Origin of the sequence: Allomuricauda ruestringensis DSM 13258 (assembly GCF_000224085.1) — a bacterium.
GTDB classification, from domain to species: Bacteria; Bacteroidota; Bacteroidia; order Flavobacteriales; family Flavobacteriaceae; genus Flagellimonas; species Flagellimonas ruestringensis.
Genome location: NC_015945.1, coordinates 3568125 through 3589098, shown reverse-complemented (window position 1 = coordinate 3589098; position 20974 = coordinate 3568125). Strand labels below are relative to the sequence as shown.

Here is a 20974-nt window from a genome sequence, read left to right as displayed (position 1 = left end):
TGACACCGAACATCCAACACCGAGCATCCAACAACAAAATAACTTAGTAACGTAATAACACAGCTGCAAGGCTGAGGTTTATTCGTAAATTCGCAATATGTTCCCAAAGTTCAAACAGCACATAAACAGCGAGATGCCCTTTCTAAAGGGGAAAAAGCTCCTATTGGCCTGTAGTGGAGGCGTAGATAGTGTTACGTTGGCACATTTGTGTGTTGCTGCTGATTTGGATATTGGCTTGGCGCATTGCAATTTTACTTTACGCAGCGATGAGAGTGATGGAGATGAAGTTTTTGTGCGACAATTGGCAACTACATTGGGAATTGAGGTTTTTGTTAAGCAATTTGAGACTGAACAATATGCCCAAACCCACCGATTGTCCGTTCAAATGGCCGCTCGCGAACTACGTTACCAATGGTTTTCCGAGTTGTTGGAAACCAAAGGTTTCGACTATATTTTAACGGCTCACCATGCGAACGATAGTTTGGAGACCTTTTTGATCAACCTATCGCGCGGTACGGGAATCGAAGGCCTTTCCGGTATTCCTGAAGTGAACGAACAAGTGGTTCGTCCCTTATTGCCCTTTTCCCAACAAGAAATTTTGGCCTATGCCAAGTCGGAAAAGATTGCTTGGCGAGAGGACAGCAGCAATGCCAGTACCAAATACCTTCGGAACAAGATTCGTCATCAAATTGTGCCCGTTTTAAAAGAATTGCATCCCACTTTTTTACAAAATTTTCTGAACACCCAGAATCATTTGCAGCAAACCAATAGTTTGGCCTCTAATCATTTAAATGAATTAAAGTCCAAGTTGTTTGAGCAGCGAGATGGTGATATTAAAATTAGCATTACAGCACTGGAAAAGCTACAACCGTTGGATGCTTACCTGTATGGACTGTTCAAAGATTATGGGTTTACAGAATGGAACGATGTAAAAGACCTTTTGTCCGCCATGAGTGGAAAACAAGTAGTTTCCAAAACACACCGATTGTTGAAGGATAGGGATTTTCTGATTCTCTCTGAAATAAAGAACACGGTAAACGGGACATACCTTGTCCATGTAGATGGAACTCCATCCGAGTTGCCCATCAAACTAAAGCTGGAAAATGTTGAGACCCTAGAAAAACAGGGGCGAAATGTCGTATTTTTGGATAAGGAAAAGTTAAACTTTCCGTTAGTGTTAAGAAATTGGGAAAAAGGCGACTATTTTTATCCCTTCGGGATGCAGGGCAAGAAAAAACTGTCCAAGTTTTTTAAGGATGAAAAACTGGATGTGATTTCCAAAGAAAAGCAATGGCTACTTTGTTCCTCGGATAATGAAATTGTTTGGGTTGTAGGCAAAAGGGCCGACGAACGATTTAAGGTTGAGGATTCAACCCGACAAATAATAAAGATTACGCAGCTTACATGAGACTATTAGTACTCTTTTTAGGATTATTCTTCATCAATTTAACCACATTCGCCCAAACGAATGAGAATCCAGCAGTTTGGACCCACGAAGTACATAAACTGTCCGATACCGAATACGAGCTGGTGTTCAAGGGCAAGATTATGGACGGGTGGCACGTGTATTCACAATACACCGCCGAAGGAGGTTCCTTACCCAGCGAATTTTCTTTTGAAGAAGTAGGCGAGGACTATGAACTTATTGGTAAAACCGAAGAAAGTGAGACCATAAAAGAGTACAGCGATATTTTTGAGGTAGAAGAGACATTTTTTAAGAAAGAGGCCATATTCACCCAGAAAATAAAATTACTCGACCCAGAGGTCAATCAGATTTCAGTAAACCTCTTTTATCAAATTTGTAAGGAGGTTTGCATTCCTGCAGACGAACTTTTTCAGATTTCGTTGGATGGGAGTGGTTTTGTTGCCGAAGAAACATCCTTGGATGAACGAAGTGTGGCTTTGGGGGAGTCCCTCAAATTGGATTTAAAGAACAAAAACCTCTTGAATCAAAATGGAGTATCCGATTCCGAAGGAAAGTCCAACTTATGGGTAATTTTTGGATTGGGATTCATTGGAGGACTTATTGCATTGTTGACACCCTGTGTGTTTCCCATGATTCCATTAACGGTTTCCTTTTTCACCAAACAAACCCAGAACAAGTCTAAGGGAATAGGCAATGCTTTATTGTACGGATTCTTTATCGTTTTAATTTATTTCTTGTTGAGTTTGCCGTTCCACTTGTTTAATTCGGTGGATTCACAGATATTGAATACCATAGCCACCAATATTTGGCTCAACGTATTCTTCTTTGTCATTTTTGTATTCTTTGCCTTTTCGTTTTTTGGGTATTACGAATTAACCTTGCCCAGCTCATGGGCCAATAAAATGGATTCCGCATCATCCAAAGTAGGAGGGGGACTGGGCGTCTTTTTTATGGCATTGACCTTGGCGATTGTATCTTTTTCGTGTACAGGACCCATTTTGGGCGGGCTTTTAGGTAGTACAACCCTTGCCGAAGGCAATGTGGCTACAAACTTAACATCGGGAATGGTTGGTTTTGGTTTGGCTTTGGCCTTGCCATTTGCTTTGTTCGCTATGTTCCCGGCTTGGTTGAATTCCTTGCCAAAATCTGGCGGTTGGATGACCACCGTTAAAGTAGTGCTTGGCTTTTTGGAGCTGGCCTTGGCTTTCAAATTCCTATCAAATGCTGATTTAGTAGGAAACTGGGGCATTTTTAAACGAGAAATATTTGTGGTGATATGGGTAGTGCTCTTTGTTTTGATGACATTATACCTCTTCGGAATCTTTAGATTTCCGCACGATGGACCCAGGAAAAATTTGTCACCAGCCAGAAAAATAGTAGGCTTGTTAAGCTTTGCTTTTAGCGTTTACTTGATTCTTGGTCTTTTCAATTTCACCCAATTAAAATTGCTGAGTGGTTTTCCTCCACCAAGTTTTTACAGCGTTGTGGAAACAGAAAGCGATTGTCCGTTAGGATTGGATTGCTTCAAGGATTTTGAGGAAGGCGTGGCTTATGCGCAAGAGGTAAATAAACCCATTTTGCTCGACTTTACGGGCTGGGCCTGCGTTAATTGCAGAAAGATGGAAGAAAATGTGTGGAGCGACCCTGATATTTACCCCATCATCAAAGAGGATTACGTGTTGATTTCCCTTTATGTAGATGATAGAAAGGAACTTCCAGAAGCACAACAATTCGACTTTAAATATGATTCAGGAAGGGTAAAAGCCATTGAAACCATTGGTCAAAAATGGGGAACATTCCAGACGATCAATTTTAATGCGGCATCGCAGCCGTATTATGTGCTGCTTTCCCCAAATTTGGAGATTTTGAACGAAGCGGTACAGTATGTGGATATTGAAACTTATGAGAAATGGTTGAAATCTGGTTTGGAAAAACACCATCTTTCCATGAATAAATAATTGATATTTGTCAATATTTTTTTTCAGCCATTTGAGAAATTAATTATACCTTGGGGTAGATTAATTGACTTAACCCATCTTCGTGAAAAAGTACAAAAAGATTCTTCTTGTTCTTGCAGGATTTCTTCTACTTGTAATTATTGGCATAGCTATATTTATTAACAGCCTTAAACCAGATTATGGTGGAGAAAAATCTTTGCCAGGACTCTCCAATGAGGTAACAACTTATTTTGACCCCTACGGAATCCCCCATATTTATGCAGACAACGAAACAGATGCCCTAAGGGCATTGGGCTACGTACATGCCCAGGATAGATTATGGCAAATGGAATTGTTGCGAAGGGTGGCCAAAGGACGACTTTCCGAAGTTTTTGGTGAGGACATGATCAAAACCGACAAGTTTTTCCTGTCTTTGGGTATCGCCGACCATACCAAAGAAACAATAGCAGCATTGGACATGCAGAGTGAGGCCATAGTGCTTTCCCAAGCTTATTTGGATGGTATTAATGAGTTTATAAAAAATGGACCAACACCTATTGAGTTCTATTTGACAGGGATTGAAAAGGAGCCATTCACCATTGAAGATGTCTACAATGCCGTTGGATATATGGCGTTTAGTTTTGCCATGGCGCACAAAACGGACCCGTTATTGACAAGTATGCGCAATAAACTTGGTGAGGAGTATATTAATGACTTGGCCATAAGTTCGGATACTTCCACGGTTTGGATTAAAAACTATAACGGAGTCGAAACAGATACTTTGGGGACAAATATTACCGCAAGTGTAACGGCAGCTTTGGATAAACTTCCCATTCCGCAGTTCGAAGGGAGCAATAGCTGGGTGGTAGCCCCACAGAAGACCAAAAACGGTAAAGTAATTTTGGCCAACGACCCACATATAGGTTTTGCCCAACCTTCTGTTTGGTACGAGGCCCATGTAAGTACCCCGACCTATGAAAAATATGGATATCATTTGGCAGGAGTTCCTTTTCCGCTGCTAGGACATGATAGAAAACTAGCTTATGGCCTCACCATGTTCGAGAATGATGATATTGATTTTTATTACGAAGAAACCCATCCATCCGACAGTACTAAATACAAAACCGTAGAGGGTTGGAAGGATTATGAATTTATCAATAAAACCATCAAAGTAAAGGATGGGGATGATGTGGCCTTTAGCTATAAGAAAACACATCATGGCCCTGTTCTGAATAACATTGCCGACCAAATTTCGGGAAAACGCCCTATTTCTATGTCTTGGATTTATACCAAGCCACAAAATAGAGTGGTACATGCCTTATATGGTTTGAGTCATGCTACCAATATAAAGGAGTTTAAAAGTGCCTTGCCCAACATCCATGCACCAGGGCTTAATGTAATGTATGGCGATGCCGAAGGCAATGTGGCCTGGTGGGCTACGGCAAAACTTTACGAAATGCCCGATAGCTTATCTACCAAGTTTATTTTGGATGGAACCACAGGGAAAGAGGAGCCGCTACGTTATTTGGACTTTTCAGAAAATCCCATGGCCGAAAACCCACCATGGAATTATGTATATTCTGCGAACAATCAACCAGATTCTATTGCAGGAATGTTGTATCCGGGCTATTATTTGCCCGAGAACCGTGCCAAGCGAATAGTTCAACTACTCGAAGTAAAAGACGATTGGGACAAGGAGTCCATTTCAAAAATGATGCTGGATGTTACTTCGCCAGTAAACACGGAATTGATTACAGAATTGATCAAACTATTCGATGTAACTCATTTAACCAACGAACAGTTGGTAATGGTAGATTCTTTAAAGAATTGGAACGGAAAATACTCTTTAACGAGCACTAGTCCAACACTTTACCATAGATCACTCTATTTTATGATAAAGAATACCATGGAGGACGAGCTTGGGCCAGAAATGTTCAAACAGTTTTTAAAAACCCATTTGTTCAAAAGACAGATTGCTTGGGGAGCCAAAATGGAAAATGGGAAATGGTGGGACAACATAAACACTAAGGAGGTTACTGAAACAAGACAGGATATAATCATGAAATCATTTGTCGATGCTTGGAGTTCCCTTGTTAAGGATTTTGGGCCCGATCCCAGCCAATGGACTTGGGATAAAGTACACACTCTGGAGCACCAACATCCGTTTGGGCAAGTAGCTTCGCTCCGTAAATATTTTAATGTGGGGCCGTTTCCGGTTACAGGAACTCGTGAGGTTATCAATAACCTATCTTTCCCTTATGACAGTACAGGATTTTACAAAGTAAGTTCTGGTCCGTCCACAAGACGTGTCATTGATTTTTCGGATGTGGAGAACAGTATCAGCATATTGCCAACGGGACAATCTGGAAACCCGTTCAGCAAACATTATGAGGATCAAGCCGAAATGTATGTCGACGGGAAGTTCCGTAAAATGATGATGAACAAGCATGAAATTCAAGAAACTGCTGAGTCTATTTTAATCTTCCGTTAATTCAGAAGGGGCATTCATCAATTCAAATTGGGGTATTCGTCAAAAGGAAAGTCTTTTTGTAAAGAGATTGGTTATTTTTCAGTCTTTTTTCAATTAGAAATTCCATCATGCTCATAAAAGTTTACGGGAGTGCCGTATTTGGCATTGAGGCAACTACCATTGTCGTGGAAGTCAACATAGATAAAGGCATCGGCTACCACTTGGTAGGATTGCCCGATAATGCCATAAAGGAAAGTAACTACCGGATTGCGGCTGCTCTACAAAATAATGGTTACCGAATTCCCGGCAAAAAAATCACCATCAACATGGCCCCTGCCGATTTAAGAAAAGAAGGATCGGCTTACGATCTTACTTTGGCCATTGGTATTTTGGCGGCATCGGACCAAATCCGTTCAGAAAACATTGATAAGTACTTGATTATGGGAGAACTTTCTTTGGATGGAAGTCTACAGCCCATAAAAGGTGCTCTGCCCATTGCCATAAAAGCCAAGGAGGAGGGGTTTGAAGGATTTATTTTACCCAAAGAAAATGCGAACGAAGCTGCTGTTGTAGATGGACTAAAAGTATATGGCGTTGAAAATATTAGAGAGGTCATTGATTTTTTTGATGCCAATGTTCCTTTGGAACAGACCCATGTGGATACCCGGCAGGAGTTTTACGAGCACTTGCACCTTCCAGAGTTTGATTTTGCTGATGTAAAAGGGCAAGAAAGCATAAAGCGATGTATGGAAATTGCCGCTGCAGGTGGACACAATATTATTTTGATCGGTCCGCCCGGGGCAGGGAAGACCATGTTGGCGAAGCGATTACCTTCCATTTTGCCCCCGATGACACTTCACGAAGCTTTGGAAACCACCAAAATACATAGCGTTGTGGGGAAAGTTAAAAATAAGGGGTTGATGAGTCAAAGGCCGTTCAGAAACCCACACCATACCATTAGTTCTGCTGCGTTGGTGGGAGGCGGTAGTTACCCGCAACCCGGGGAAATCTCTTTATCGCACAATGGAGTGCTGTTTTTGGATGAACTACCGGAATTTGAGCGCCGTGTTCTGGAAGTGATGCGACAGCCCATGGAAGATAGGGAAGTGACCATTGCCCGTGCACAGTTTACGGTAACCTACCCCAGTAGTTTTATGTTGGTTGCAAGTATGAACCCGAGTCCCGGAGGATATTTTAACGATCCTGATGCACCCGTCACTTCCTCTCCCGCAGAAATGCAACGTTATTTGGGGAAAATATCAGGTCCGTTGTTGGATAGAATAGACATCCATATTGAAGTAACCCCTGTTCCTTTTGACAAATTGTCCGAAGAGCGAAAAGGGGAGAGTAGTGTTGTAATAAGAAAAAGGGTGGAAGCCGCACGAGAGATCCAAACCCAAAGATTTAAAGATGTTGAAGGCATACATTACAACGCCCAAATGGGCACAAAGCATATTAGAAAGTTCTGTAAGTTGAATGAGTCTTCCAAAAACCTTTTAAAAGATGCCATGCAGCGTTTAAACCTTTCTGCTAGGGCCTATGACCGAATTTTGAAGGTATCCCGAACCATAGCCGATTTGGAACAATCCGAAGATGTAGTGGAAAATCACATTTCTGAGGCCATACAGTACAGAAGTTTAGATAGAGAAGGTTGGTTGGGTTAAATTGAACCCAAGGAAAATTGTATTGGATAAAATTTAGCTTAAAGGGCTGTTCTTCAACATATTCGCAATAGCATAACCTTAATTGGAAAGATATTCAAGGAAATAGTTAAATGTTGATTAAACGTCTGCTTATAAATGTTTTAACTCGTAGTTTTGCGCGATTTTAGAAAATTCAGAGAATATGCAATGTGTGGAATTGAACCCAGTAGGGAACTTTGACCCTTGGGAGCAGGAAAAGATTGATGAATTACTACATCAAGAAATTAAAGAGTCGTTGAGCAATAGGTTGGTTTTTGAAGACGAGAGCATAAAACTATGGGATTTGCACTTGGCTTCTGGGGATCGGCTTTCTTTTAGAAGACACAATACCAATTATGGTTGGGTCTGTACCACCGGAGGTTTGGTGATCACCCGTTATGGCAACGGAAAAATAGATATGATCAAATTAAACTCTGGTGATACCGATTTCTTTGAAAATAGGGGCAAAGACTACATCAACGACTTGGAGAATATTGGAGAGCATACCATAGTCATCAATATTTTGGAATACAAGCAAACCAAAAGGGAGGACAGTATGCAGTTCTGCAATTAAACCGCCTTAATATTAGCCTTTAAGCCTGCAATAATGCCCAAAATGTTTTCCACGGTTTCATCCAAGTAGTATTTAATGGCCAAATGTGGAATTCTTATGGTGGTAAACCCATTCTTAAAAGAATGCATGGCATCTTCCAGATCGTTTATTGCCTGTTCGTGGGTAATCATATTGTAATTCTTGTCAATCTCAATGTTGAGTTTAACACGGGAAATCGCAATATCAACCGATCTTTTACCATCCCACCACTCCAGCATAGGGTGGACTCCAGCATCTTTTAAGGCGTAAAACAAATGTATGGCGTCAATTGGGGTGTCATTGTCGAGTATTACTTTTTTGATCAGTTTTGTATGTCGTTCGCAAAGCGCTACGCCTAAAGCTTCTTTTGAAGCTTTAAACTGTTGGGGGTTAACATCTTTGCCGCAATCCTTACATGTCATAAGTTTTTGTCAAGTTTTAGTCTAAGTATGATTTGGTGTTATTATAACTTTGAGATTTTTGAAATAGTATAAAAAATCGATGTACGACAACCCACTTTTAGATGAAATACACTTTTTTGGATGAAATGCATATTTTGTCCAGATATCCTGTTAATTTAATCGCTCCTAAACCAAAGAACCGATGTTTAAAAAAATAGGGCCGGGTGTGCTAGTCGCAGCCGCATTTGTGGGCCCGGGAACCATAACTATGTGCACCTTGGCCGGAGCTCACTTTGGCTACGCTTTAATTTGGGCATTATTGGTGTCCATTATCGCAACCATTGTATTGCAGGGCATGGCCGGTAGAATCGGCTTGGTGACCCAAAACGGTCTCGTGGATGTAGTTAGAACCGAACTTAAAACACCATGGATCCGAAACGTTGTAATCGCGATAGTTTTGGGAGCTATTTTAGTGGGAAATGCAGCTTACGAAGCAGGTAATATTGGCGGTGCCACTCTTGGACTTGAACAGCTTTTGCCACAACAACAAATAAAACCCTTTTTGCCAGCGATCATCGGTACTGTTATATTTCTGTTGCTCTGGTTTAGCAGTTATAAGATTTTGGAAAAGATATTTGTTGGGTTGGTCGGTATTATGGGATTGAGTTTTGTGATTTCTGCCATCATCACCCAACCATCAATTGCAGGAATATTAAAAGGAATGTTTGTGCCACAATTGCCCGAAGGAGGTTTGCTAACGGTTATAGCTTTGGTGGGCACTACAGTGGTTCCTTACAATCTCTTTTTGCATGCATCGTTGGTAAAGGAAAAATGGAATTCCATAAACGATTTAAAGACTGTGAATTGGGACACCATCATTTCCATAGGCTTGGGAGGATTGGTATCCATGGCCATTCTTATTACAGCTTCTGCAGCGCCAATTTCGGATATCAACCATGCATTGGACATGGCCAAGTCCTTGGAACCCCTATTCGGAAAAATGGCGGTTTACTTTATGGCAACAGGGCTATTGGCAGCGGGCATTACCTCTGCCATTACAGCGCCTTTGGCTGCGGCCTATGTGGCAAGTAGTTGTTTTGGTTGGCAAGGCGGGATGCAGAACAGAAAATTCAAAATAGTGTGGGGCATTGTGCTTTTATGTGGTGTGGTTTTCCTTTCTTTTGATATAAAACCAATCGAAGTGATTCAATTTGCCCAGGTCGCCAACGGAATATTGCTTCCCGTGATGGCATTGTTGCTGTTGTGGGTGGTGAACAAGAAATCCGTAATGGGAGAAAACAAGAACTCACTGCTGCAAAATGTACTGGGAATTACCATTGTGATATTTGCTATATTCCTTGGAGCAAAAAGTATATTTAAAGTAATAGGGCTTTTTTAATTCAGTAAGCAGTGTGCAGTGTGCAGTCAAAAAACTCAAGTGTCAAGTTCAAGTGCAAAAGTATTCGTGATGGTTCGTGAAATTCGTATCTACAGGTGGGAGGGCGTTCAACGTGATACTTCGGACACCGAGTGGCAAGCATCAAATTCCAAAACAGAACACCCGCTTTGGACATCAGGTTTCAGACTTTTAACGCATTAACAAAATAACCCAATGAAAAAATGGAAAATAGATATTAATTGTGATGTAGGCGAAGGAGTTGGGAACGAAGCCGATATATTTCCTTACATAAGTTCCTGCAACATTGCTTGCGGAGGTCACGCAGGGAATCAAGAAACCATGTTGAAGGTTGCTTCACAGGCCAAAGAACATCATCTTAAAGTGGGTTCGCACCCATCATATCCGGACAAAGCCAATTTTGGCAGGGAAGTGATGGATATTTCAAACCAAGACCTAATACAAAGTATTAGAAAGCAATTGGCAGACTTTGATGAGGTGTTGGAACAGAAACAAATCACATTGCACCATATTAAGGCACATGGCGCATTATACAATCAAACAGCAAACGATAAGAATTTGGCAAAGGTGTATTTGGAGGCCATTATTGATTATAAGGATAAGGCCATCCTTTATGTCCCTTTCGGTTCGGTAATAGCAAAAATGGCAATGGAAAAGGGTTTTAAGGTTTGGTTTGAAGCGTTTGCGGACAGAAACTACAATTCCAATATGTCGCTCGTCTCCAGAAAACAAGAAAATGCACTAATTGAAGAGCCCGAAGCGGTGTTGCAACATATTTTACCCATTATTAAAAAAAGTAAAGTTTTGTCGGTTGATGGTGAATCCATGGAAATCAAAGCCAACACCCTTTGTATTCATGGCGATACGGTTTCTGCCTTAAAAATATTAATGTATCTTTCAAAAGAATTAGCCAAGAACCAGGTGCAGATACAAAAATGAAAAGTTACCCCATTAGCATCAAGCCCTTCGGAGAACGAGCTGTTTTAGTGGAATGGCCCGGAGAGGTAAGTGAATCCATTTTGGCAGATATCCTCGATTTTATGGACGCTTTTAAAGAGCTGAAAATTTCTGGCTGGGAAATGTCCGTTGCCTATAATTCTTTGACCATGGTCTATAACCAAGACCATATAGATTTTGAGGAGACCAAAAACATGATTTTGGAATGTCATGAAGAACAAGCCAAATCAAAAACAGAACGGGTGCAGCATTTATGGACCCTTCCTGTGTGCTACGACCTTGAGTTTGGAGTGGATATGGAAGAAACGGCCAAAACTCTCAATCTTTCAATAGAAGAACTTATAAAGCAACATACCTCGCACCAATATGTGGTGTATGGAATCGGTTTTTTACCAGGTTTTATGTACTTGGGCGGACTTCCAACATCTTTGGAGATTCCGCGTAGAGCAGAACCTAGATTAAAGGTCCAAAAGGGTTCAGTGGGATTGGCTAGCAAGCAAACTGGTATTTATCCGCAAGATTCACCAGGGGGCTGGAACATTATAGGGAATTGTCCCGTAAACTTGTTCGACCCAAGTAAAAAGGAACCGTGTTTTGTAAAAGTAGGGGATAAGATACAGTTCGAGAGCATATCCAAAGCAGAGTATGAACTTCATAAAATTGAAGGCGAAGTAGGCATTTACGAACCCGAAAAAGTTGTTTTGGATGCTTAAAGTATTGAAACCAGGCCTTTATTTAACTATCCAAGACCTTGGTAGGTATGGGTACAGGGATATTGGTGTTCCAATTTCTGGAGCGATGGATGTGGAATCTGTAAAAAAGGCCAATCTTTTACTGGAGAATGATGAGAATGATGCCGTTTTGGAAATTACCATGACGGGCCCCACGCTACAGTTTGATACCGATACGTATATAAGTTTGTCCGGAGCACATATTGTTGCCACCCTGAACAATGAACCTATTGATAATTACACGGTGATCAAGGTGAAAAAGGGCGATATTTTATCTTATGGCAGGCTGGAGAAAGGATTCAGGGGGTATTTGGCCGTAAAAGGCGGTCTTCAATCAGAAAAACTGCTCAATAGCCGTTCACAGTTTTTCCCCGTTACCAAAACGGCCAGGGTAAAAGATGGCCAAGAGATACCATACCGGGAAACCGTGGACTATGAGCCCAAAATATCGGAAGTAAAGATTGAGGAACATTTCGAAATAAATAAACTAAAGGTCTACAAAGGCCCAGAGTTTTCATTGTTATCCGATGCCCAACTCACCGAGATTTTTGCCAAACCATTTACCATATCCAAGGAGAATAACCGAATGGCATACCAGCTTTCGGAATTGATAGCGGGACATTCACATTCCATGTTGACCTCTGGGACTTTACCGGGCACCATTCAGCTTACCCCGGCAGGTCGCATGATCATTTTAATGAAGGACGGACAGACCACAGGAGGCTATCCTCGAATCTTGCAACTTTCGGAAGAATCCATCTCCATTTTGGCCCAGAAAAAGTATGGGGATGAGCTTAGTTTTAAGCTTTTCTAACTCGATTACGGGCTTGTTTTATATCTTTTTAGTTTTTCTTTATTGCATCCGTCAATTTGTTTGTGGTATTCATCAACTCAAACAGAGCATCCGTCAGATTGTGCCCTAGATTTTTTTTGTGTTTTCTATCTTGTCTCGGGATATATAAAAAACACTAATCATAAATAAGCCACTGACAAAGCTAGTTAAAGTGAGAAGAAAGGACTTTTCAATGTATCTCTTTCTTTTAGCAACATTCTCCCTATTTGGATGCATGGAGAGCATACCAGATATGAAAACAGATAGTATAAAAACTGATTCTAAGTTTGAATACTTGTTGTGCATGCCAAAAAATTCCGTTAAGGGATTAGTCGTTCTATTCCCCTCCTTCGGTAATTCCAATCAATCTACTTTAATTGAAACCGAGTTGGATGAGTTTGGCGATGAAACTGGTTTTGCAATTTTGATTATTGGATTCAACCAAAGTTTCTCTCTTAATGAATCTAAATTTAAAGAACTTTCTGGCTTAATTTCCAGGGTTTTGGAGAATAACTCAATTCCTCATAATATTACTATGGGTGGACTATCTGTAGGTGGAAACATAGCTTTAAACTATGGTATTTTTGCGAAAAAAAATAACATTGAACCTATACCTACTCATCTATTCGTGATAGATTCACCGGTAGACTTATTTGTTTTGTATAGGAATCAGCTTATTGCTAAACGTGCAAATCATAATCCTCAAACTTTTGAAGAAGCAGTTTTCATTATTGATTATTTAGAATACGAGCTAGGTAAACATGAATTAACATTGAATGACTTTAAAAATTATTCTCCTTATTTGATTGATGCTAAGGAAAATAATCAACTAGAGTATCTACGAGATTATAAAATAAGTTTTTACGTAGACCCAGATGAGTCTTGGTATATGGAAAACATGGGATTAGAATTAAACTCCACTAACTCCCAACAAATCAAAAGCATGGTACACGCTTTATCTGAAATAAACAAAAATGTGCGTCTAGTCAATGCATTGGGAAAAGGTTTCAAAGCTGATGGAACTAGACACCCACATTCTTGGTCCATTTTAGATGAGAAAGAATTTTATAACTGGATATTAAAGAAAAAAACTGATTTCATGGCGGATTCCGAAAAGCCAGAATAGAGTAGGAAATTATCTAAATTTTTAAAAAATATTTAGTGTGAATCTTAAGCAAGTGAACCGGACTTGGTCTAAGGATTTACGGTCTTTGGGATAAGCTAAGTTTTAAGCTGATATAAAATCAAACCAAAATTTTTCTGTTGAGATTATAGAATCCAACCCATTTTTTCGTACCATTGATGTATGAAAAGAAATAATCTAGTCATTATCGAAGTCATCATTATTCCAGAAAAGGAATGATACAGACTTGCTATTGACTAAAAAAGGCCTGTATCCCATACGATACAGGCCTTTTTTATTGCAATAAAATTAATTGAATATTGGAATTTTAATCAATATAAAAAACTGAAATACAGATATTTATGTTTATTATGTTTCCAGTGGATTTAAACAGCAAGTAACTGTTAAAAATCTAGGGCTTTTTAAACATTTATCTTTGAATTGCGGTATAAATTCAGAAGAATACTGTATTTGAATGAAATTTGATAATGGAATTGAACAAGTTTAGTAAAAAAGTTACACAAGACCCAACGCTGCCAGCTGCACAAGCAATGTTGCACGCGATTGGATTAACAGATGAAGATTTACAAAAACCTTTAATAGGGATTGCAAGTACAGGCTACGAGGGTAACCCCTGTAATATGCACTTGAATGATCTGGCCCTCGATGTAAAAAAGGGAGTGGAGTCCTCCAATTTGGTCGGACTTATCTTTAACACTATAGGGGTGAGTGATGGAATATCCAACGGAACCCCAGGAATGCGATACTCCTTGCCATCTAGGGACATAATAGCCGATTCCATTGAAACCGTAATCCATGCCATGAGCTACGACGGATTGGTCACCGTGGTTGGATGCGATAAAAACATGCCTGGTGCCCTAATGGCGCAATTGCGACTCAACCGCCCATCCATCTTGGTATATGGCGGAACCATTGCTCCGGGGTGTCACAACAATAAAAAATTGGATATCATCTCAGCTTTTGAGGCTTACGGACAAAAAGTCGCTGGCGCTATAGATGAAACGGAATACAAGGAAGTCATCCATAAAGCATGCCCGGGAGCTGGAGCTTGTGGAGGGATGTACACCGCCAACACCATGGCTTCTGCCATTGAGGCCATGGGAATGTCCATACCGTTCAACTCATCCATTCCGGCAGTAAACGATAAAAAACAGGCGGACTGTGAAGCATCAGGTGCCGCTTTGTTGCATTTGTTGAAGGAAGACATCAAACCAAGGGATATTGTCACTAAAAAATCATTGGAAAACGCATTTAGGTTAGTCACCGTACTTGGTGGCTCTACCAATGCCGTGCTTCACTTTATGGCCATTGCACACGCTGCTGAGGTTGATTTTACCTTGGAGGATATCACAAGAATCAGTGAATCCACGCCCTTATTGGCCGATTTAAAGCCAAGTGGAAAATACTTGATGGAAGACCTCCATAAAGTAGGTGGCGTTCCAGCGGTATTAAAATATATGCTGAAGGAAGGGATGCTTCATGGCGATTGTATGACGGTCACAGGAAAAACATTGGCAGAAAACCTATTGGATGCCCCTGATTTGGCCGAAGGTCAGGATATCATCAGAAAGAAGGAACAACCCATTAAAGAAACCGGCCATATTCGTATATTATATGGAAACCTCGCTTCTGAAGGTGCCGTAGCCAAAATCACAGGTAAAGAAGGACTTGAATTTACCGGAACAGCTCGTGTTTTTGATAGCGAAACTGCGGTGAATCATGGAATCCATACCGGAAAAGTGCAAAAAGGCGATGTGGTGGTCATTCGTTACGAAGGTCCAAAAGGAGCTCCGGGAATGCCCGAAATGTTAAAGCCTACATCTGCCATTATGGGTGCTGGACTCGGAAAAGATGTTGCACTGATAACCGATGGAAGATTTTCCGGTGGTTCCCACGGGTTCGTGGTCGGTCACGTCTCTCCAGAAGCCCAGGTAGGTGGCGGGATTGCCTTGGTGAAAGATGGAGATGAAATCACCATTGATGCCGTAAATAATACCATCAACATCAATATATCGGACGAAGAGTTTGAAGAAAGAATGAAAGAATGGAAGCAACCTGAACTCAAAATAAAATCAGGAAGCTTATATAAATATGCCAAAACGGTATCATCTGCATCAAAAGGCTGTGTTACCGACTTGTTCTAACAATAATTGTAGGGGTATCTCCCTAAATATAGGCTTATGGAGACATTAAAAGCACAAAAAAAAGATAGTAAAAAGCAAAAAGCAATTAGGATTTCTGGTGCAGAAGCCATTATCCATTGTTTGCTTGCAGAAGGGGTTGATTTGATTTATGGTTACCCCGGAGGTGCCATTATGCCCGTCTACGATGAACTATACAAGTTTCAAGATAAATTAACCCATATTCTGACGCGTCACGAGCAAGGCGCTACACACGCTGCCCAAGGCTACGCCAGGGTTACAGGTAGGGTAGGGGTTGCCATGGCAACTTCAGGGCCAGGTGCGACCAATTTGGTGACTGGAATTGCAGATGCACAGATAGATTCTACACCTATGGTGTGTATCACGGGCCAGGTAACCAGAAGTCTTTTGGGGTCGGATGCGTTCCAAGAAACGGATATCGTAGGTATTTCTACGCCAGTGACCAAATGGAATTATCAGATTACCAAGGTGGAAGAGATTCCAGAGATTATGGCGAAGGCATTTTATATTGCTAGATCAGGAAGACCGGGGCCTGTGTTGGTGGACATTACGAAAAACGCACAGTTTGATGAGCTTGATTTTGTGTATGAAAAATGTACGGCGGTTCGTAGTTATAAGCCCGTTCCAACACCAGAACCTAGTAGCCTTGAAAAGGCAGCGGAACTCATCAACAATGCTAAAAAACCTTTTATTGTATTTGGTCAAGGAGTAATTTTGGGTGAAGCTGAAGCTGAGCTTAAAGCCTTTGTTGAAAAAACGGGAATTCCTGCCGCTTGGACCATTTTAGGACTATCCGCGATGGATACCGACCATCCTTTGAACGTTGGTATGGTGGGCATGCACGGGAACTATGGTCCAAACATGTTGACCAACGAGTGCGATGTGCTTATCGCTATCGGGATGCGTTTTGATGATCGTGTAACCGGAAACTTGGACACCTATGCCAAGCAGGCCAAGGTCATTCATTTTGAGATAGATCCTGCGGAAGTCAACAAAAATGTAAAAGTGGATGTTGCTGTTTTGGGCAATGCCAAGGAAACTTTGAGTGGGATTTTACCTTTGGTAAATAAAAATGAGCACAAAGAATGGAAGGCCGAGTTCGATAAGATGTATCAAATCGAATACGATACCTTGATCAATAATGATATTCATCCTACCAAGGAAGGATTGACTATGGGCGAGGTAATCGAGCAAATCAATATGGCTTCTGGTCATGAAGCAGTAATTGTTTCGGATGTGGGTCAACACCAAATGATAGCTTGCCGTTATGCTAAGTTCAAACAATCCAAGAGTAATATAACCTCTGGAGGTTTGGGAACCATGGGGTTTGGGCTTCCAGCCGCTATTGGAGCCAAAATGGGCGCTATGGACCGCGAGGTGGTGGCAATCATAGGAGATGGCGGTTATCAAATGACCATTCAGGAGTTGGGCGTTATTTTCCAGCACAATGTACCCGTCAAGATTGTGGTGTTGAACAATGACCACTTGGGCATGGTGCGCCAATGGCAAGAACTGTTCTTTGATAGGCGATATGCATCCACCGTAATGACAAATCCAGATTTTGTAAAAATCGCTGAGGGTTATCATATTAAATCAAGAAGAGTGTCAGAACGTAAAGACCTTCAAGAGGCAGTACAGGAAATGATGGCATCCAACGACCCCTACTTTTTGGAAGTGAAAGTGGAGAAAGAGGACAACGTTTTCCCAATGATTCCATCAGGTGCTTCCGTTTCAGACATCAGATTAAAATAAAATATAGATCGAAACCTTAATGAAATGCAAGGTTGTTTTCTCCTTCATCTTTATCAAGGTACAAGCATATAAAACACTATGGAAAAACAATGGTATACCATATCGGTGTATTCCGAAAATCATGTAGGACTGCTCAACAGAATATCTGGGATATTCTTGAAGCGACACATTAATATAGAGAGTTTAAATGTTTCAAAATCAGAGATAGAAGGTGTTTCTAAATTCACGATTGTAGTTTTTACCACCGAAGACTGGACGCGCAAGATTGTTGGTCAGATAGAAAAACAAATAGAGGTCATCAAAGCATACTATCACACTGATGATGAAACCATCTATCAGGAATCGGCTTTGTTTAAAATTGCTTCGCACTTGTTGTTTGATGAACGTCAGATTCAAAACATCATCAAAGAAAGCAATGCACAGATCGTTACCGTTAACCGTGAGTTCTTTGCCCTGGCAAAAACAGGGCGTAGACATGAAATAGACGAAATGCACGACGCACTTTTACCTTATGGTATTATGCAGTTTGTGCGTTCTGGGAGAATTACGGTAACCAAGGCAGCAATGCCGATAAGCGAAATATTACAGGAATTTCAAGAAAACTAAATAGCGTAAAATCAAATATTAAAAATGGCAAATTACTTTAACACACTATCACTTCGCGAACAACTGACCCAATTGGGAAAATGTAGATTTATGGATTCCAGCGAGTTTGCTGATGGTGTTACCGCACTAAAAGGAAAGAAAATAGTAATAGTTGGGTGTGGTGCCCAAGGATTGAACCAAGGGTTGAACATGCGTGACTCTGGATTGGATATCTCTTATGCACTTCGTCCAGCGGCTATAAAAGAGGAGAGACAATCCTTTAAAAACGCCAAGGAGAATAACTTTGTTGTTGGAACCTACGAAGAATTGATTCCAACGGCCGATTTGGTCATTAACCTTACACCGGACAAGCAGCACACCAATGTGGTAAGTACCGTAATGCCTTTGATGAAAAAAGGGGCAACCTTGTCTTACTCCCACGGTTTCAACATTGTGGAAGAGGGGATGCAGGTGCGAGAGGACCTTACCGTGATCATGGTGGCGCCCAAAAGCCCAGGTTCCGAGGTACGCGAAGAGTACAAAAGAGGTTTCGGTGTGCCTACTTTGATTGCCGTACACCCGGAGAACGACCCGGAAGGAAAAGGATTGGAGCAAGCCAAGGCTTATGCTGCGGGAACAGGTGGTGATAAAGCAGGCGTTCTGGAATCATCATTTGTGGCGGAAGTAAAGTCAGATTTGATGGGAGAGCAGACCATTCTTTGTGGATTGTTGCAGACAGGTTCCATTCTTTCTTTCAATAAAATGATTGAAAAAGGTGTTGATGCCGCTTACGCTTCCAAATTGATTCAATACGGATGGGAAACCATCACTGAAGGGTTAAAGCAGGGAGGTATTACCAATATGATGGACCGTTTGTCCAACCCAGCCAAAATCAAGGCATTTGATTTGGCCGAAGAGTTGAAAGTAATCATGCGTCCTTTGTTCCAAAAACACATGGACGACATTATGAGCGGACATTTCTCCAAAACCATGATGGAGGATTGGGACAATGGGGATAAAAACCTATTGGACTGGAGAGCTGCTACAGGAGAAACCGCTTTTGAAAAAACGCCCGCAGGAGATATGGAAATCTCGGAGCAAGAATACTACGATAATGGTGTATTGATGGTCGCTTTTGTTAAATCAGGAGTGGAATTGGCCTATGAAACCATGACCGAGTCCGGAATTATTGGGGATTCGGCTTACTACGAATCATTGCATGAGACTCCATTGATCGCAAATACCATCGCGAGAAAGAAATTGTTTGAGATGAACCGCGTCATTTCAGATACTGCAGAGTACGGATGTTACTTGTTCGACCATGCGTGTAAACCACTTTTGACCGATTTTATGAAGAAAGTGGATACCGATATTATTGGCAAGCACTTTGGTAAAGGTAAAGATACCGGAGTGGACAACGTAAGGTTGATTGCCGTAAACAAAGCTATCCGTGAGCACGATGTAGAAGTTGTTGGTGCCAGATTACGTGCATCCATGACGGCAATGAAGCCAATCGGATAATACAAAACCATTGGCCCTATGAGTGAAACTGTGGAAACTTATTTTCCGCAAATAGCGGATATTTATCAAGCAGCAAAAACCATTGCCCAAGTGGCGGAGGTAACACCGTTGCAGCAAAGTATCCGCTATTCCAAAACTCATGGGGCCAATATTCTTCTAAAAAGAGAAGATCTTCATAGAGTACGTAGTTACAAAATCCGTGGTGCGTACAACAAAATAAGTTCACTCAGCCAAAAGCAATTGGATAGTGGCGTGGTTTGTGCCAGCGCTGGAAATCATGCCCAAGGTGTTGCCTTTGCTTGTAGTCATTTACAGGTAAATGGAACCATTTACATGCCCGTGGTGACTCCAAAGCAGAAAATAGACCAGACCAAAATGTTTGGTGGCGATTGGGTTGATGTAGTTTTGGAGGGAGACACCTTTGACGATTCCAAAAAAGCGGCCCAATTGTTCTGTGAGCAAGAAGGCAAAACCTTTGTGCATCCATTTGATGATGAAAAAACCATAGAAGGCCAAGCCACCGTTGGGTTGGAGATTTTACAACAATCCAGCGAACCAATCGACTATGTTTTTGTTGCTGTTGGCGGAGGAGGATTGGCATCAGGACTTTGCGGTACGTTTCAAGCGCTGTCGCCCAACACCAAAATCATTGGTGTGGAGCCCGAAGGCGCTCCGTCTATGTTGAAATCCATTGAGCGGGGTGAACTGGTGGAGTTGGAAAACATTGATAAGTTTATTGATGGAGCTGCTGTTCAAAAAGTAGGAGGATTAACTTATCCCATTTGCAGGGAGTACTTGTTTAAAATGATTACCGTTCCCGAAGGGAAGGTCTGCCAAACCATCTTGGATTTATACAATAGGGATGCGATTGTGGTGGAACCCGCAGGCGCTTTGACTATTGCTGCCTTGGACTATTTTAAGGAAGAAATAAAGGGCAAAAATGTGGTATGTGTGGTCAGTGGAAGTAATAACGACATTACCCGTACTGCCGAAATCAAGGAAAGGGCCTTGCTCTATGCCCAGTTGAAGCATTATTTTATCGTGAGGTTTCCCCAGCGTCCCGGCGCATTAAAGGAATTTGTGGTGGATATCCTTGGGCCTACTGACGATATCACACATTTTGAATACTCGAAGAAATCAAGTAGGGAGAACGCACCGGCCATTGTTGGCGTGGAACTTAAATCCCCTGACGATTTACAACCCTTGATTCAACGAATGAAGGAAAACAACTTCTTTGGAGATTATCTCAACAACAAACCCGATTTGTTTCAATATTTGGTGTGATGCCACCAACATTTTTAAGCATCATTTTTATAAACTGGGTTTTCCATCGTTTTCGGAACCAATTACATAAAAACTTAAAGA

16 protein-coding genes are annotated in these 20974 nt (G+C 41.3%); 15 read left to right on the top strand and 1 reads right to left on the bottom strand.

Features of this window, described 5'->3' with window-relative positions:
• Positions 1-133 precede the first annotated feature (133 nt).
• The 5 genes from tilS (at position 134) to MURRU_RS16125 (ending at position 8089) form a co-directional block, all read left to right on the top strand.
• Complete coding sequence (tilS, locus tag MURRU_RS16145; RefSeq protein ID WP_245545044.1) at positions 134-1408, top strand: tRNA lysidine(34) synthetase TilS; 1275 nt, start codon at positions 134-136, stop codon at positions 1406-1408.
• Positions 1405-3384, top strand: coding sequence for a protein-disulfide reductase DsbD family protein (locus MURRU_RS16140; protein ID WP_014034559.1), 1980 nt, complete (start codon positions 1405-1407; stop codon positions 3382-3384). The genes tilS and MURRU_RS16140 overlap by 4 nt, the downstream gene beginning before the upstream one ends.
• Positions 3385-3466: 82 nt before the next feature.
• Positions 3467-5854, top strand: a complete 2388-nt coding sequence (locus tag MURRU_RS16135) for a penicillin acylase family protein (protein ID WP_014034558.1) — start codon at positions 3467-3469, stop codon at positions 5852-5854.
• 107 nt (positions 5855-5961) lie between these two features.
• Positions 5962-7497 carry a YifB family Mg chelatase-like AAA ATPase gene (locus tag MURRU_RS16130; RefSeq protein WP_014034557.1) on the top strand — a complete coding sequence of 512 codons (1536 nt, stop codon included), beginning with the start codon at positions 5962-5964 and terminating at the stop codon, positions 7495-7497.
• 181 nt (positions 7498-7678) lie between these two features.
• Positions 7679-8089 (top strand): hypothetical protein, encoded by a 411-nt coding sequence (locus MURRU_RS16125; protein WP_014034556.1) that lies wholly within the window; start codon positions 7679-7681, stop codon positions 8087-8089.
• Here MURRU_RS16125 and MURRU_RS16120 read toward each other — a convergent pair.
• Entirely contained in the window at positions 8086-8529 is a 444-nt protein-coding gene (locus MURRU_RS16120) for a hypothetical protein (protein ID WP_014034555.1), read from the bottom strand. The two genes, MURRU_RS16125 and MURRU_RS16120, sit on opposite strands and share 4 nt — an antisense overlap.
• 181 nt (positions 8530-8710) lie before the next feature.
• Here MURRU_RS16120 and MURRU_RS16115 point away from each other — a divergent pair, with 181 nt between their 5' ends.
• The 10 genes from MURRU_RS16115 (at position 8711) to ilvA (ending at position 20893) form a co-directional block, all read left to right on the top strand.
• Positions 8711-9907 (top strand): Nramp family divalent metal transporter, encoded by a 1197-nt coding sequence (locus MURRU_RS16115; RefSeq protein ID WP_014034554.1) that lies wholly within the window; start codon positions 8711-8713, stop codon positions 9905-9907.
• Between the two features lie 213 nt (positions 9908-10120).
• The gene (pxpA, locus tag MURRU_RS16110; RefSeq protein WP_014034553.1) at positions 10121-10864 is read left to right on the top strand and encodes a 5-oxoprolinase subunit PxpA; all 744 of its coding nucleotides are present in this window, start codon (positions 10121-10123) and stop codon (positions 10862-10864) included.
• Positions 10861-11595, top strand: coding sequence for a 5-oxoprolinase subunit PxpB (gene pxpB / locus MURRU_RS16105; protein ID WP_014034552.1), 735 nt, complete (start codon positions 10861-10863; stop codon positions 11593-11595). Before pxpA ends, pxpB begins: the two co-directional genes overlap by 4 nt.
• On the top strand, positions 11588-12427 hold the full coding sequence (locus tag MURRU_RS16100; RefSeq protein ID WP_014034551.1) for a 5-oxoprolinase subunit C family protein: 840 nt from the start codon (positions 11588-11590) through the stop codon (positions 12425-12427). Before pxpB ends, MURRU_RS16100 begins: the two co-directional genes overlap by 8 nt.
• Before the next feature lie 190 nt (positions 12428-12617).
• The gene (locus MURRU_RS16095) at positions 12618-13571 is read left to right on the top strand and encodes a hypothetical protein (RefSeq protein WP_148261529.1); all 954 of its coding nucleotides are present in this window, start codon (positions 12618-12620) and stop codon (positions 13569-13571) included.
• Positions 13572-14056: 485 nt separating this feature from the next.
• The gene (ilvD, locus tag MURRU_RS16090) at positions 14057-15733 is read left to right on the top strand and encodes a dihydroxy-acid dehydratase (RefSeq protein ID WP_014034549.1); all 1677 of its coding nucleotides are present in this window, start codon (positions 14057-14059) and stop codon (positions 15731-15733) included.
• Positions 15734-15769: 36 nt separating this feature from the next.
• Positions 15770-17503, top strand: a complete 1734-nt coding sequence (gene ilvB / locus MURRU_RS16085) for a biosynthetic-type acetolactate synthase large subunit (protein WP_014034548.1) — start codon at positions 15770-15772, stop codon at positions 17501-17503.
• Positions 17504-17581: 78 nt separating this feature from the next.
• On the top strand, positions 17582-18109 hold the full coding sequence (gene ilvN, locus MURRU_RS16080) for an acetolactate synthase small subunit (protein ID WP_014034547.1): 528 nt from the start codon (positions 17582-17584) through the stop codon (positions 18107-18109).
• A gap of 24 nt (positions 18110-18133) precedes the next feature.
• On the top strand, positions 18134-19609 hold the full coding sequence (gene ilvC, locus MURRU_RS16075; RefSeq protein ID WP_014034546.1) for a ketol-acid reductoisomerase: 1476 nt from the start codon (positions 18134-18136) through the stop codon (positions 19607-19609).
• An 18-nt stretch (positions 19610-19627) separates the two neighbouring features.
• Complete coding sequence (gene ilvA, locus MURRU_RS16070; protein ID WP_014034545.1) at positions 19628-20893, top strand: threonine ammonia-lyase IlvA; 1266 nt, start codon at positions 19628-19630, stop codon at positions 20891-20893.
• Positions 20894-20974: the final 81 nt, after the last annotated feature.

Excerpts from the sequence above, each read along its gene's own strand:
- ilvC (WP_014034546.1), top strand. The coding sequence starts at position 18,134 with ATGGCAAATTACTTTAACACACTATCACTTCGCGAACAACTGACCCAA.
- tilS (WP_245545044.1), top strand. The coding sequence starts at position 134 with ATGCCCTTTCTAAAGGGGAAAAAGCTCCTATTGGCCTGTAGTGGAGGC.
- MURRU_RS16115 (WP_014034554.1), top strand. The coding sequence starts at position 8,711 with ATGTTTAAAAAAATAGGGCCGGGTGTGCTAGTCGCAGCCGCATTTGTG.
- ilvB (WP_014034548.1), top strand. The coding sequence starts at position 15,770 with ATGGAGACATTAAAAGCACAAAAAAAAGATAGTAAAAAGCAAAAAGCA.
- MURRU_RS16125 (WP_014034556.1), top strand. The coding sequence starts at position 7,679 with ATGCAATGTGTGGAATTGAACCCAGTAGGGAACTTTGACCCTTGGGAG.
- MURRU_RS16100 (WP_014034551.1), top strand. The coding sequence starts at position 11,588 with ATGCTTAAAGTATTGAAACCAGGCCTTTATTTAACTATCCAAGACCTT.
- MURRU_RS16120 (WP_014034555.1), bottom strand. The coding sequence starts at position 8,529 with ATGACATGTAAGGATTGCGGCAAAGATGTTAACCCCCAACAGTTTAAA.
- ilvA (WP_014034545.1), top strand. The coding sequence starts at position 19,628 with ATGAGTGAAACTGTGGAAACTTATTTTCCGCAAATAGCGGATATTTAT.
- ilvD (WP_014034549.1), top strand. The coding sequence starts at position 14,057 with ATGGAATTGAACAAGTTTAGTAAAAAAGTTACACAAGACCCAACGCTG.
- MURRU_RS16140 (WP_014034559.1), top strand. The coding sequence starts at position 1,405 with ATGAGACTATTAGTACTCTTTTTAGGATTATTCTTCATCAATTTAACC.
- MURRU_RS16130 (WP_014034557.1), top strand. The coding sequence starts at position 5,962 with ATGCTCATAAAAGTTTACGGGAGTGCCGTATTTGGCATTGAGGCAACT.
- pxpB (WP_014034552.1), top strand. The coding sequence starts at position 10,861 with ATGAAAAGTTACCCCATTAGCATCAAGCCCTTCGGAGAACGAGCTGTT.
- ilvN (WP_014034547.1), top strand. The coding sequence starts at position 17,582 with ATGGAAAAACAATGGTATACCATATCGGTGTATTCCGAAAATCATGTA.
- pxpA (WP_014034553.1), top strand. The coding sequence starts at position 10,121 with ATGAAAAAATGGAAAATAGATATTAATTGTGATGTAGGCGAAGGAGTT.